Here is a 13819-nt window from a genome sequence, read left to right as displayed (position 1 = left end):
TGCGTCCGGCTGGACTTTCCCAGGCCCCTGATCGCCCAAGCCACCGCGCTCGGCTTCCTCAACTCGACGGGCGCAGGCGCCCGATCCTGGCGCGAGGCTGAAATAGACCCGGTAGACTGAGCCCATGCCGGAGGAGACCCAATCCGTCGAGACTCCCAAACCGCAAGACCAGCTCTCCGTCACCCAGCACCGCACGACCATCGGCGGGCAGGAGATCCGCTATACCGCCACCTGCGGTACCCTGGTCCTGAAGGAAGAAGCCGAAAAGGACGGAGCCGCCGAGGGGGAGAAGCCCAAGGCCAAGGTGTTCTTCGTGGCCTACACCAAAGACGACGTAGCCGACCGAAGCACCCGCCCCCTCACCTTTTCCTTCAACGGCGGGCCGGGCTCGAGCTCAGTCTGGCTGCACCTGGGCTTGCTGGGCCCCAAGCGAGTTCTGCTGGACGAGATCGGCCACCCCCCACCCCCGCCTTACCGGCTGGTGGAAAACGAATACTCGCTGCTCGACGTGACCGATCTGGTGTTCATCGACCCGGTAGGTACCGGCTATAGCCGCATGGTACCGGGGGAGAAGGTCAGGGAATACCACGGCTTCCGGCGGGATATCGAGTCGGTGGGGGAGTTCATCCGGCTCTATACCAGCCGCAACATGCGCTGGACGAGCCCCAAGTTCTTGATCGGGGAGAGCTACGGCACCACCCGCGCGGCGGGGCTCTCGGGTTACTTGCAAGAGCGCCACGGGATGTTCCTGAACGGCGTCATGCTGATCTCGAGCATCCTGGACTTCTCTACCGCCCGCTTTGACCCGGGCAATGACCTTCCCTATATCCTCTTTCTGCCCACCTACACCGCCACCGCCTGGTATCACCGCCAGCTCCCCGACGACCTCCAGCAAAAACCCCTGCGCGAAGTACTGGACGAGGTGGAGGCCTTCGCCCTGGGCGAGTACGCCAGCGCCCTAATGCGGGGGGCCAAGCTCTCCGATAACGAGGCCGAGGGGATCGTGCGCAAGCTCGCCAGGTACACCGGGCTCTCGCGCGAGTACATCGTGCGCACCCAACTGCGCATCCACATCTACCGCTTCGTGAAGGAGCTGTTGCGCGAGGAGGGCCGCACCGTGGGCCGCCTGGATAGCCGCTTCAAGGGCATTGACCGCGACGATGCGGGCGAGGGGTTCGAGTTCGACCCTAGCTACGCCGCCATCCAAGGCCCGTATACCGCCACCCTCAACCAGTACGTGCGGGAAGAGCTAAAGTTCGAGAGCGACCTCCCGTACGAGATCCTCGCCGGCCTCTACCAGAGCTGGAGCTACAAGGAGTTCGAGAACAGCTACGTGAACGTGGCCGAGACCTTACGCAAAGCCATCAGCATGAACCCTTACCTAAAGGTATTCGTAGGAAGCGGGTACTACGACCTGGCCACACCCTATTTCGCCACCGAGTACACCTTCAACCACCTGGGCTTAGACCCTACCCTGTACGACAACATCTCGACGGCCTACTACGAGGCCGGGCACATGATGTACGTGCACCTGGAGAGCCTGCGGCAGATGAAAAAAGACCTGGCCCGCTTTATCCAAGCCGCCCTGCCGCCTAGGGTATGACGGCCTGGCCAAGCGGAGGTTTTCCCTGGCCGTACCGGCTGCGCAAGCCCACGCTCTACCAGCCCTCGAGCCCCCCTCTGGTATCCGGCCACCATTCGGCCTGACGCTTCGGTGGCAGAATGCGGAGGTCATCTACCCCGGACTAAAGTCCGAGGCTTGCAGGTAGCACGATAGCCATGAATAGCATCTCATACTCCCACGTTCGGCTGGATGACGGCAGCCCGGCGGCCAATGTTGACCGCCGCGAAGTAGTCCGCAGGCCCAGAGCACCCGCAGGCTACGCACTTGAAGATGGCCTGTGTGGGGCGGTTGGCTCGCTCGGTGTGCCCGCAGGCCGGGCATTGCCGCGAGGTGTTCTTTGGGTCAACCCAGACCAGCGGCACCCCGGCCCGCTCCGCTTTGTACCGGAGTTTCTGGCCCAGGTCATGGAACGCCCAGCTATGCAGCGTGGCCCTCTGGGGCTTCCGAAGCCGTACCCGTTCGCGGATGCCCTGGAGGTCTTCCAGGGCGATGCCGCGCCCGGTGCGTTGAGCCTTAGCCACGATGCTTTTGCTGATGCGGTGGTTGAGGCCATTGGCCAAGCGCCGCTCCTTGCCCGAAAGCTTCTTCAAGCGGCGCTTGGCCGATTTGGTGCCCCTCTTCTGCAACTTCCTCCTGAGCCTCCGGTGGCGGTGCCGAACGGAGTCGAGGTGCTTCCCCGAGTAGGCTTCCCCATCCGAATCGGTGGCGATATTCACGATGCCCAGGTCAACCCCAAGAAAGCCGTTCGGGGTAATGGCGGGTGGGTCGTCGTACTCGCACCACAGGTGGACATACCAGCTATCCCGCCCTCGTACCAGTTGACCACCCTGGATGCTTTTGGCCGTGCGGAGCAGGTGGCGCTGATAGCCAGCGATGTGCAGGGGCACCCTCACCCGCCCGTCCACGGTGCTCAGGCTGACCACTTCGGTGTCCAGGTTGACCGAGAGGATGCGCCGGTCGTAGTCCACACTGGTGGCCTTGAATCCTCCAACCTTATGCCCTTTACGCTTGCCAACCCTAGCGATGGCCCGCACCGCGAGGTTAGCGCTGAGGCCGAACCGCTCCCGAAGCTCCCGGTAGACCGCACGTTGGAGGGCGAACTTGTTCCAAACGTTGTCCCTGCGAGCTACCTGCAAGGCGTAGTTGCAGGCGTTGGCAAACTGGTTCACCGTGCGAGAGAGCTTCTCGGCTGTACTCGCATCGGGTACCAGCTTGCATTTCACGGACAGGAGAGACATATCTGGGCTGATTATATCACAAGGCCCTTGGCTATGCACCGGGCTTCGCCCGGCTCTAGGACGTGTTTGCCCTACGGGCAAAGCAACCGCTTCCACGGCTTGCGCCGAAAAACCGGGGCATTCCCGCTAGCCCTTGCGGGCTGAGCCGCGAAAGGAGTTCTGTGATGCAAGTGACGAGGCGCAAAACCCCGACCGTCTGGGTAGGTCCGGTGCCCGTGGGGGGCGAGCATCCGGTGGTTGTCCAGAGCATGACCAACACCGACACCGCCGATGTGGAAGCCACCGTAGGGCAGGTCTGGGCGCTGGCGAGGGCTGGCTCGGAAATAGTGCGGATGACCGTCAACAACGACGAAGCCGCCCGGGCCGTGCCCGAGATCAAACGCCGTTTGGCCGATCTGGGCGTCACGGTGCCGCTGGTGGGCGATTTTCACTTCAACGGCCATATCCTGCTGCGCAGATACCCCCAGATGGCCTTGGCCCTGGACAAGTACCGCATCAACCCCGGCACGGTGGGCAGGGGCAAACAGCAAGACCCTAACTTCAGGACCATGTGCGAGGTGGCCCTCGAGTTTGGTAAGCCGGTGCGGATCGGGGTGAACTGGGGATCGCTCGACCAAGGTCTCTTAGACGAGATGATGGAGGCCAACGCACGGCGGCCCGAGCCCCTGGATGCCCACCAGGTGACGCTCGAGACCATCGTCGAGTCCGCCGTGCGCAGCTACGACTGGGCGCTCAAATATGGCCTCGGCGAGGACAAGATCATCCTCTCGGCCAAGATTTCCAACGCCCCCGATTTATGGTGGGTGTACCGCGAGCTCGCCAAGCGCACCCCCGCCCCGCTACACCTGGGTCTCACCGAGGCCGGGATGGGCGTGAGCGGGATCGTAACCAGCACCGCGGGTCTGGTCCCTCTCCTCACCGAGGGGATCGGGGACACCATCCGAGTTTCGATCACTCCGGCCCCCGGCGAGCCGCGCACCAAGGAGGTCGAAGTAGCCCTGGAAATCCTCCAGAGCATCGGGGTGCGCCAGTTCATGCCCTCGGTGGCCAGCTGTCCCGGCTGCGGGCGCACCACCAGCAGCTTCTTCCAGGAGCTCGCCCAGCGGGTCTCGCAACGCCTGGCCGAACAGATGCCCCTTTGGCGCACCCAATACCCGGGGGTAGAGAACCTCAAGGTCGCAGTGATGGGCTGCGTGGTCAACGGCCCCGGCGAGTCCAAGCACGCCGATATCGGCATCTCCCTGCCGGGAACCGGCGAGCACCCTAGGGCCCCGGTCTACGTGGATGGAGAGCTCAAGACCACCCTCCAGGGCGACACCATCGCCGAAGACTTCATGGCCCTGGTGGAGGAGTACATCCGGCACAGGTACGGGAAATCGCCGGCCTAACCCACGACTCAGCGTGCCCCCAGCCGGAAGCGCAACAGCCGCAACTGGAAATACAAAAAGCACCCCAGGCAAAAGCCCGTGGTCAGGTTGATAGCCGCCAGCAGGGCCACGATGATCGCCAACCCCCACCCCACCACCGGCACCCCGAGCAGAAACAGCAGCCCAGAGAGCCCCAAAAACACCGCCCCTACGCTGCGGGCGAAGCGGTGTGGGCGGGGATCTTCGTCCACGAGATGCCGGGGGATCCTAAAGAGCCGCTTGAGCAGGGCCATCAGGTCGTAGGGCAGGTGCTGCGAGAGCATCAGCACGAACAAGGCCCCCACCACCCAAGGTTGCTGCAAGAGAAGGGCTCCAGGAATCAGCACGGTGAGCAGGGTTTGGTTGAAGCGGAGTTGGTTGCGGTCGGTCATTCGATAAGGCTACTGGCTCGAGGTCCAGACGACTGCACAAAAGATTACAAAGTTTGTTGGTTACTCTAACACCTCTTCTGTTTCAGGAGCGTTGGAGCTAGTCTAGATCAATTGATCTTTGTCGAAGGATTAGAAGTACTTGCCAAGGTCTATCGTCTCGCTATAGGTAGTTTTGCCTTGGCTATCCTTGAAGCTGAGCTTTCCCACTCCACTAATCTTTCCGTTGGCAGCGAGTTCGCTCAGGTCAAAGCTATAGCTGATGAGCCCTAAAAAGCGCGACTGCGGGCGTGAACCTTGGATCGAAAAGATGTCTGTGTAAGGACCGTCTACGTCGGGCTTGGCGATGTAGGTCTTGCCGCCTAATTCGAGGGTGGCTTCTTGATACTCATCGAGGTAGCTTCGCTGGCGGGTTTCCCCTTCCTCATCAGTGATTTTGTTGCTGCCATAAGCCTTGGTCCATTGCTCGACTTCCTGGTCCACCGTATAGGGACTATGGGTAAAAATTACAAAGGTTAGCTTGTTCTTGTAACGCTCTATCACAGCATTCAACGCAGCATCGGTAATCGGCTTACGTTGTAAAGACTCAAGGTAACCAAAGTAGCGTACCCGTTCATAGGGAGTCGCCACGATGATAGCATCCACCTCTCCAGCCCCGGGCTTAAGGGAGACCCCGTCATTATACTCCTTAAGCAAGTAGTCGCTTATGATATAACCATTGCGCGGAGTATTCATTGCGCTCCCTTCTTTAAGGGCTCGTTGTACCTCTTCCGCCGTCAAGACAGGCTGGAAAGCTAGTGCAGAGCCTAAAGAAAGGCCAAGCACGATCATGATCAGCTCAATAGGTTTGAGCATGAGAAGTTCCCTCCTTCGTTGGTTGGACCGCAACTTGGTAAGCTCGGCTACACCCGGATTGACTTCTCCTCGAGCATAGCCGAGCGAGCCTTTGATCCTAAGGCAGGGTGAAGATAGCGATCCTCGAAGAAACCGCATTCACTCCAGTGGCCCCGCGGGAAGTGTTCCCAGCGGGAACCGCAATGTACTGCTTTCCACCCACCACATAGGTGGCGATTCCGGCCCCGATAGGGGCTTTATCAATGTTTTCTTGGTAAAGCACGCTGCCGGTGTTAGCATCGAGCACATAGAAAGTACCGTCGGTATCGCCCACCAGCACCAAGCCACCGGCCGTCGAGGTCACTGGGCTGGCTTTGCGGATTCCGCCGTCGGTAGTGTGGCGCCAGAGTATCCGTCCGGTAAGAGCATCAAAGGCAGTTGTGTAGCCCTTAGAGCTTTCAATGGGGTCAAGTTGCATTGAGCCGCCAAAAAAGAGCTGGCCGCGCACATAGCGCACTTCGCCCAGCTTGACCACCCCGCACCAGTCAATAGAGTTGACGTACAACAGCCGGGTCACCGGTGAGAACGATGGCCCCGACCACTGGCTGCCCCCGGTGTAGTTGGGGCAAATCGGGGTACCCTCAGCCGTAGGGGGTTGATCGGCATTCTTGATGGTCACGGTGGGCACTTTGTAAACCTGTTGCCGAGTGCTCTCGTCGTAAGTAAAAAGGAATCCGGCCTTAGTAGGTACGCTGACGTAAAGCTTGCCGTTTAAACGGTATAGTAGCGGTGCTACTGAGGTGTCGTAGTCTTTATCGTCGTTGGGGATTTGCTGGTAGTAGTGGTTGAGTTTGCCAGTTTTGGCATCTAGCACAATTACTGAGTTTGTGAAGAGATTGGCTCCGGGACGATAGTTGGCGGCAAAGTCAGGAGCGGGATTGCCTATGGAGATGTACAACAGCCCACTTTCCCGATCGAGGCTGTAAGTAGTCCACATTGAGCCGCCACCGGTAGTAGTGGAATCGGCGTTTTCCCAAGTATCCGCTCCTTCTTGGTTGCCCGTAGGAATTACGTCAAAGCTCCAAACTTCTGATCCATCCTTCACATTAAAAGCATGCATTTTCGCCTTGATGCCCCAGTCCGCTCCAGCCTCGCCCATGAAGACTAAATCGTTCCACACAATAGGAGCCGAGCTGGTAAAGTAACCGTCCGTAGAGTCGGCGATTTTCTTATCCCACAAAAGTTGGCCCGTGTTGGCATCGAGAGCAATGATGTGAGCATCGCCAGTCCCACGGAAGAGCATCCCGTTATAGATGGCTACTCCACGGTTAGTAGCTAACGCTACCGGGCCACTGGGGGTATAGGTGTGTTCCCAGAATTTCTTGCAGTTAGTAGCATCTAATGCGATGGTGCGATTTTCCTTGGTGATGAACATCACGCCTTTGTAAACCACTGGGGTGGCCTGGAAGCCACCTAAATCACCTAGATCCAAGGTACATACTCGCTTCAGGTTCTTGGCGTTGCTACGGTTGATGAGCATAGCGGTGGCGAAGCGCTGGCTCATGTATCCTTTATTGTTCATCAACCAGGAATCCAGAGAAAACTCGGAGTTGTTGAGTTCAGCCTGGGTGGGTCCGGTAATCTTGAGTGGCAGCGGGGCGTATACTACCGTGGCTGGTCCTTGCGCCGCCTGAGCTACAGTAGAGAATTTCAGGTTTTTAAGGTCATCTCGAGCCAATGGCTTGTCGCCGGGCTTGAAGCCGTTAGCGCTCAGCACATGCGCCAGGAGGGCCAAATATTGGTCTTGGCTGAGGCTACCTGGAGCGGTTAGGGGCATGGTAGTGGACATAATGTAGTAAAAGTCTTCGAGGGAGTTCTTCTGCCACTTGTTGAGGAACTGATCTCCTTTGAGAGGCGGCCCGGATTGTCCCTGGAGCTGCGTCCCGTGGCACATAGCACACTGCGCCTGGTAAATCTGTTGCCCCTGGCTGGCTTGGGTGGGGGTAAAGCTTACCTGGGCCAGCGCCCACGAAGCAAAGGCTGAGACGAAAACCAGCCAGATTTTCCTTTGGTTAGTGACCCACTTCCTCATGCAATCCTCCCTTCAACTATCTCGTGTTTATAACCATGGGGCCAAGACCAGCAGTCCTCTCAGGCAATCTCACCTCCTTCTAGGGCAAATTCGGCGTGGGGGTTAGGGTAAAGACCTGCGTACCCCAATTGCCGCGAAATCTGCAGGGCGTAGTCCATCACCGTTTTGGCGTAAGCGGGGATAGTCTCGAGGGCAAGTCGATAAGCAGGCCCGGCCAGACTCAAAACCCCAATCACCCGACCCTGGTGGTCGAAGATTGGAGCGCTTACTGAGCGGGTTTCGAGGTCATAGTCTTGGTCTCCAACCGAGTAGCCCTGCCGGTAGGTAAGCTGCATGTCTTCTAGCAGTTGTTCAGGCCTAGAGAGGGTACGGGGAGTATAAACCGGCAATAGGGGAAGCCGGGCTAAGAGGTGATTCCACTGAGTTTTAGGTAGATAGGGCAGGGTTGCTCGGCCTCCCCCCACGTGCAGGGGAAAAGAGTGGCCGATGAGGGAAGCCCAGCGCACTGCCCGCTTGCTCTCGCACAAATCCAAGAGGATAATGCTCTCTCCTGAGAGAGCCCCCAACACCGCGGTCTCGCCAGTCAAACGAGCCAGTTCGGCCAAGTAGGGGCTGGCCAATTCAGCTAAGGAGCGGTCGATCCGGCATGCAGCCATTGCCAGCGTGCTGATCACGCTTGAGAGCACGTAGTGCTGATCTTCCTCCATCCGCACCAGCCCAGCCCGTTCGAGCGTACGCAATGAGCGGAAGATCTGGCCACGGTCCATCTGGGTCATCTCCGCGATGCGAGTTGCGGTGAAGCGGTGGGGTGGCTCGCCAAACACCAACAGAATCTGCAGGGTCTTGTAAGCCGCTTGAATAACATATCGGTCCATAGTAGGAGCACTTAAATGGAAGCTGTTTGTTTTATCAAGTAAAACGAGTTTATTGAACAATAAGTTATCACTTAAATTTGTCAATTTCTAGTGGCCTAACCCACCGCGTTTTGTGTACGACGTTGGCGTGAGCTCGGCCCCACGCTCCGAAATCCAGTTACCCGCCTTCAGATTGGGGTTAGACTCGAGCTGTGATCGCCTCTCCCCTCCTCGAGGCCCCCCACGGTTTCACCACCCGCGAAGGCGGGGTCTCGAGCGGTCCTTTGCCAGCCTCAACCTCTCCTGGGCCACCGGCGACGACCCAGAGAAGGTAGCCGAAAACCAGCGCCGGGTGCTTGAGGTGTTCGGCCATCCCCCCGTGGCTGCCCTCAACCAGATCCATAGCAGCGTCGTTCACGCCGTCAGCGGCCCAGGAACCTGGGAAGGCGACGGCCTTCTGACGACTACGCCGGGTTTGCTTTTACGGGTGGGGGTGGCGGACTGCTACCCGGTGCTGCTGGAAGACCCTGCTACCGGCGCGGTGGGGGCGCTGCACGCAGGCTGGCGGGGGGTGGTGGCGGGAATCCTGCCTACCGCCCTCGAGCGGATGCGCGAACACTACGGCAGCCGGATGAAGGACGTTCGGGTCGCCATCGGCCCCGGCATCTGCGGCCAGCACTTCCAGGTAGGGCCCGAGGTGGCCGAGCGCTTCGCGCAGGCTGGTCTCGAGACCTTCTGGCCCGATCCCAACGTGCCGGGACGTTACCGACTAGACCTGCTCAAGGCCCTGAAGCTCCAGGCCACCCAAGCAGGCATTCTCCCCTCCCATCTCTGGGCCCTGGGGGCCTGCACCTTTGCCGAAGCCCGCTTCTTCTCCCACCGCCGCGACGGGGGTAAAACCGGGCGGATGTGGGGGGTGATCCAGGCCAAGCGCTGAGGGCCGGGCCGCTGTTTACATCTTTGAACCTTGTTTATATCCTCTGGCTAAGCTGAAGGCGGGTTGGACGTGACAGGTTCACTAAGCGCGTCCCAACCGGAGGGTAGACTGAACTCATGCTCCATCCTTCGCTGCGCGCAGCAACCCAGCGGCTTAGACCCAAAGAGCGGCTCGAGTCGCTCTTTCAGCTCACCCCTGAGTGGTTGCAAGCGCGCAGGCTAAAGGGCGTGATGCTAGACCTGGACAACACCCTGGTGCCCTACGGATTTCGCGGGGAGCCCACCGCTGAGTTGCTGGCCTGGGTGGAGAGGCTCAAGCGGGCCGGGGTCAAGCTGTTTTTGGTCTCGAACGCCCGGCGCAAGCGGCTTGCCTACTGGAGCGAGAAGCTAGGGGTGGACGGAACCGGTCTGGCCTTCAAGCCCTGGTTCGGCTTCAAAAAGGGGCTGCGGCGGATGGGGCTCTCCCCCCAAGAGGTGGTGGCGGTGGGCGATCAACTCTTTACCGACGTGCTGGGGGGCAACCTGGCCGGTCTGCACACCGTGCTGGTACCCCCCCTATCGCGCCGCGAGTTGGGCTATACCCGGCTGGTGCGTCGGTTGGAACGCTGGGTTTTGGATCAGCTTGGATAGCGGAGGCACAATGCATGTACTGACAATCGGCGATAAGCGACTGGGCGCAGCCCTTTTGGACATGGGCCTCCTGGAGGACGAGGACCTCCAGCGGGCCATCGAACGCCACCGCGAGATCGGCGGCAGCCTGGTGGAGATCGTGGTGGAGATGGGGCTCTTGTCGGAGCGCCGGGTAGCCCAGGCCATCGAGGAGATCTTTGGGATCCCGCTGGTGGAGCTTTCCGAAGTGGAGATCCCCGCCGAGGCCAAATCGCTGATCCCCGCCGAAAAAGCCCGCGACCTCGAGGCCATCCCCTTCGCCTTTGACGGGGGGCTTTTGCGGGTGGCGCTGCTCAACCCGCTCGACAACCTGGTGCTGGAAGAGCTCGAGGACCTCACCGGCCAGATCATCGAGCCCTACCAGACCACCCGCGCCTCCTTCCGCTATGCCCTGGCCAAGCACTATCCCGAGCTGGGCCTGGAGGTTCCGGCTCCGCCCAGAGCCGCCACCCCCGCCGAGGTCAAGCTGGGCGATTTATTGGTCAAGAAGGGCTGGCTCAGCCCGGAAGCCCTCCAGAGCGCTCTGGCCGAGCAGGAGAAAAGCGGGGAGCTGCTGGGCCGGGTACTGATGCAAAAGGGCTTGGTCAGCGAGCTGCAACTGTACCAGGCCTTGGCCGAGCAGGCGGGGATAGAGTTCCTCAATGAACTCCTGAAGGAAGGGGATCTCCCCGAACCCCAGCCCGAAGTCACCGCCCTCCTCCTGCGCACCGACGCGCTGCGTTACCAGGCGGTGCCGGTGGACATGGAGGGCAAGACGGTGCGGGTGATCCTGGCCGACCCGCGCCACCGCGAGGAGGTGGCCCGGCTCCTGGGTAAGCCCGCCAAGTTCATGCTGGCCACGCCCAAGGTTTGGGAGGGCATCTTCAACAAGGCCTACCCGGAAAAAGCCCGGCTGGGCGAGACCCTGGTGCAAAGGGGCAAGATTGGCCGCGAAGCCTTGCAGGAGGCCTTGAGCGTGCAGCGCCGCCTGGGCAAGACCCGCCCCTTGGGCGAGGTGCTGGTGGAGCTCGGCTACGTCAAGCCGGAGGACATCGAGGAGTCCTTGCAGAAGCAGCGACAGGGTGGAGGAAGGCTCGAGGACACCCTGATCCAGTCCGGAAAGATCAAGCCGGAGATGCTGGCCAAGAGCCTGGCGGCCCAGCTCGGCTACCCCTACATAGACCCGCTCGAGCAGCCCCCCGACCCCTCGGTGCTGATGATGGTCCCCGAGGCTACGGTGCGGCGCTACAACGTCTTCCCCCATCACCTGGAAAACGGCACCCTGGTGGTGCTGATGAAAGACCCCCGCAACATCTTCGCCATCGACGACCTGAAGATGATCACCAAGCGGGAGATCCTCCCCGCCGTCTCCACCGAGGCGGCCATCAGCAAGCTCATCGAGCGCAGTTACGGGGGCGGCGGGGATATAGACGAACTCGCCAAGGAGTTCGAGAAGAAGAAAAAGCAAGAGGAAGAGGTCAACACCTCCGCCCTCGACGACAACGCGGTGGTGCGGCTGGTCAATAACATCATCCGCGAAGCCTACCTTCAAGAGGCCTCGGATATTCACATCGAGCCGCGCCAGCAGGAGATCCTGGTGCGCATCCGCGTAGACGGCAACCTGCGCGAGTACATGAAACTCCCCAAAGGGGCGGGCCCGGCCATCGCCAGCCGCGTCAAGATCATGGCCAACTTGGATATCGCCGAACGCCGCCTCCCCCAGGACGGGCGGGTGCGCTTCCGCGAGCGCAGCATCGACTTGGACCTGCGGCTTTCGACTTTGCCCACCGTCTATGGCGAAAAAGTCGTGATGCGCCTGTTGCGCAAGGCCACCGAGATCCCCGAGATCGAGGGGCTGGGCTTCGCGCCGGGCGTATTCCAGCGCTTCGAGGACGTGATCTCCAAGCCCTACGGGATCTTTCTGATCACTGGCCCCACGGGATCGGGCAAGTCCTTCACCACCTTCTCCATCTTGAAGCGCATCGCCACCCCCGAGAAAAACACCACCACCGTCGAGGATCCGGTAGAGTACGAGATCCCCGGCATCAACCAAACCCAGGTCAACCCGGTGGCCGGCCTCACCTTTGCGCGGGCCTTGCGCAGCTTTTTGCGCCAGGACCCGGACATTATCATGGTCGGTGAGATCCGCGACTCGGAAACCGCCAAGATCGCCACCGAAGCCGCCCTCACCGGCCACTTGGTCATCGCCACCTTGCACACCAACGACGCCGCCGGAGCGGTCACCCGCCTCGAGGAGATGGGGGTTGAACTCTTCAACATCTCCGCCGCGCTGGTAGGGGTGCTGGCCCAGCGCTTGGTGCGCCGGGTGTGCGAGCACTGCAAAACCGAGGTCGAGCCCGATCCCCAGGTGCTGCGCCGCCTCGAGATGAGCGACGCCGACATCCGCGGCAAAAAGCTCTACCGGGGTGTGGGCTGCGAGCGCTGCAACGGCACCGGCTACAAAGGCCGGGCCGCCATCCACGAGCTGATGGTGGTCAACGAGGAAATTCGCGCCGCCATCGTGGCCGGGAAGTCGGCTTCCGAGGTCAAGGATATAGCCCGCAAAACCGGGATGGCCACCCTGCGCGAAGACGGCATTCAAAAAGCCTTCATGGGCATCACCACGCTCGAGGAAGTGCTGGCCCGCACCATCGAATGATCCAGCCCCTAGCGAGGAAAGGTTATGGCTAAAGCGCCCGATATCGTAGACCTGCTCACCCTAGCAGTAGACCGCAACGCTTCAGACTTGGTGATCACGGTGGGGCTTCCCCCCATGGTCAAGATCGACGGGGAGTTCCACCCCACCGAGCACGAGGCCCTTACCCCCCAAGACACCCGCCGCCTGATGTATGCGCTGATGGACGAAAAGCAGCAGCGGCACTTTGAAGAGGAAAAGGAGCTGGACTTTTCCTTCAGCCTCCCTGCTAAGGGTCGCTACCGGGTCAACGTGTTCTTGCAACGGGGTAGCGTAGGCGGGGTGTTGCGGGTGGTTCCCAGCGTGGTCAAGAGTTTCGAGGAGCTGGGGCTACCCAAAAATATCGGCGAGCTGGCCCTCACCCCGCGGGGGCTGCTCCTGGTCACCGGCCCGACCGGGTCGGGCAAGTCCACCACCCTGGCCTCGATGATCGACTACATCAACGAGCGCCGCCGCGCCCACATCGTGACCATCGAAGACCCCATCGAGTTCTTCCACCGCCATAAAACCAGCATCATCAATCAGCGCGAGATCGGCTCGGATACCCACGGTTTCCACAAAGCGCTACGAAGCGTGCTACGCCAAGCCCCGGACGTCATTCTGGTGGGAGAGATGCGCGATTACGAAACCATCTCCGCCGCCATCACCGCCGCCGAAACCGGCCACTTGGTGATGGGCACCTTGCACACCAACTCCGCCCCCGAGACCATAGACCGCATCATCGACGTCTTTCCCGAAGCCCAGCAGGAGCAGGTGCGGGTTCAGCTCGCCAACAACCTGGTCGCGGTGATGACCCAGCAGCTACTGCCCAAGGCGTTCGGCGGAGGCCGGGTGCTGGCCTACGAGTTGATGATCGCCACCCCAGCGGTGCGGGCGTTGATCCGCGAGGGCAAGAGCCACCAGCTGGTCTCGGTGATCCAGACCGGCGGCCAGTACAACATGATCACCATGGACGCCTGCCTGGCCGATCTGTACAAGCGCAAGCTGATCACCTACGAGATGGGCCAGAGCCGTGCCGTGGATCCCAAGGAGTTTGCCCGCCTAGCGGGCGCAGGGACCCCGGCGGCTTCGATCAACACCGGCGCCCAGCGCCGTGCCTAGCC

At 60.8% G+C, this 13819-nt stretch carries 10 protein-coding genes and 1 pseudogene; 6 read left to right on the top strand and 5 right to left on the bottom strand.

Annotated features, from left to right (window positions below; all coding sequences use genetic code 11):
* The first annotated feature begins 124 nt into the window (after positions 1–124).
* Positions 125–1603: a S10 family peptidase gene (locus DNA98_RS08155; protein ID WP_110528839.1), complete on the top strand. Its 1479-nt coding sequence runs from the start codon at positions 125–127 to the stop codon at positions 1601–1603.
* A gap of 188 nt (positions 1604–1791) precedes the next feature.
* Here the strand turns inward: DNA98_RS08155 and DNA98_RS08150 are convergent, their stop codons facing one another.
* Positions 1792–2862: an RNA-guided endonuclease TnpB family protein gene (locus DNA98_RS08150; RefSeq protein WP_110528836.1), complete on the bottom strand. Its 1071-nt coding sequence runs from the start codon at positions 2860–2862 to the stop codon at positions 1792–1794.
* Positions 2863–3026: 164 nt separating this feature from the next.
* Between DNA98_RS08150 and ispG the strand changes: the two genes are divergently transcribed.
* A complete protein-coding gene (gene ispG, locus DNA98_RS08145; protein ID WP_110528833.1) occupies positions 3027–4250 on the top strand; it encodes a flavodoxin-dependent (E)-4-hydroxy-3-methylbut-2-enyl-diphosphate synthase in 1224 nt (407 codons plus the stop codon).
* A gap of 8 nt (positions 4251–4258) precedes the next feature.
* Here ispG and DNA98_RS08140 read toward each other — a convergent pair whose 3' ends face one another.
* From DNA98_RS08140 to DNA98_RS08125, 4 genes are all read right to left on the bottom strand, one after another.
* Positions 4259–4660 carry a DUF4395 domain-containing protein gene (locus DNA98_RS08140; RefSeq protein WP_110528830.1) on the bottom strand — a complete coding sequence of 134 codons (402 nt, stop codon included), beginning with the start codon at positions 4658–4660 and terminating at the stop codon, positions 4259–4261.
* 129 nt (positions 4661–4789) lie between these two features.
* On the bottom strand, positions 4790–5512 hold the full coding sequence (locus tag DNA98_RS08135) for a hypothetical protein (protein ID WP_129865650.1): 723 nt from the start codon (positions 5510–5512) through the stop codon (positions 4790–4792).
* Positions 5513–5609: 97 nt separating this feature from the next.
* A complete protein-coding gene (locus tag DNA98_RS08130; protein ID WP_110528825.1) occupies positions 5610–7583 on the bottom strand; it encodes a PQQ-binding-like beta-propeller repeat protein in 1974 nt (657 codons plus the stop codon).
* Positions 7584–7642: 59 nt separating this feature from the next.
* The gene (locus tag DNA98_RS08125; protein ID WP_110528822.1) at positions 7643–8458 is read right to left on the bottom strand and encodes an IclR family transcriptional regulator; all 816 of its coding nucleotides are present in this window, start codon (positions 8456–8458) and stop codon (positions 7643–7645) included.
* A gap of 191 nt (positions 8459–8649) precedes the next feature.
* On the opposite strand from DNA98_RS08125, the pseudogene pgeF reads away from it, so the two are divergent.
* From pgeF to DNA98_RS08105, 4 genes and pseudogenes are all read left to right on the top strand, one after another.
* Positions 8650–9374, top strand: a pseudogene (pgeF, locus tag DNA98_RS08120) (peptidoglycan editing factor PgeF).
* Between the two features lie 116 nt (positions 9375–9490).
* Positions 9491–10003 (top strand): YqeG family HAD IIIA-type phosphatase, encoded by a 513-nt coding sequence (locus tag DNA98_RS08115; protein WP_110528819.1) that lies wholly within the window; start codon positions 9491–9493, stop codon positions 10001–10003.
* Between the two features lie 10 nt (positions 10004–10013).
* Positions 10014–12680, top strand: coding sequence for an ATPase, T2SS/T4P/T4SS family (locus tag DNA98_RS08110; protein ID WP_110528816.1), 2667 nt, complete (start codon positions 10014–10016; stop codon positions 12678–12680).
* Positions 12681–12704: 24 nt separating this feature from the next.
* Positions 12705–13817 carry a type IV pilus twitching motility protein PilT gene (locus DNA98_RS08105; protein WP_110528813.1) on the top strand — a complete coding sequence of 371 codons (1113 nt, stop codon included), beginning with the start codon at positions 12705–12707 and terminating at the stop codon, positions 13815–13817.
* Positions 13818–13819: the final 2 nt, after the last annotated feature.

The sequence above is a fragment of the Meiothermus sp. Pnk-1 genome (assembly GCF_003226535.1).
GTDB lineage: Bacteria > Deinococcota > Deinococci > Deinococcales > Thermaceae > Allomeiothermus.
This window is presented reverse-complemented; position numbering and strand designations above follow the sequence as displayed.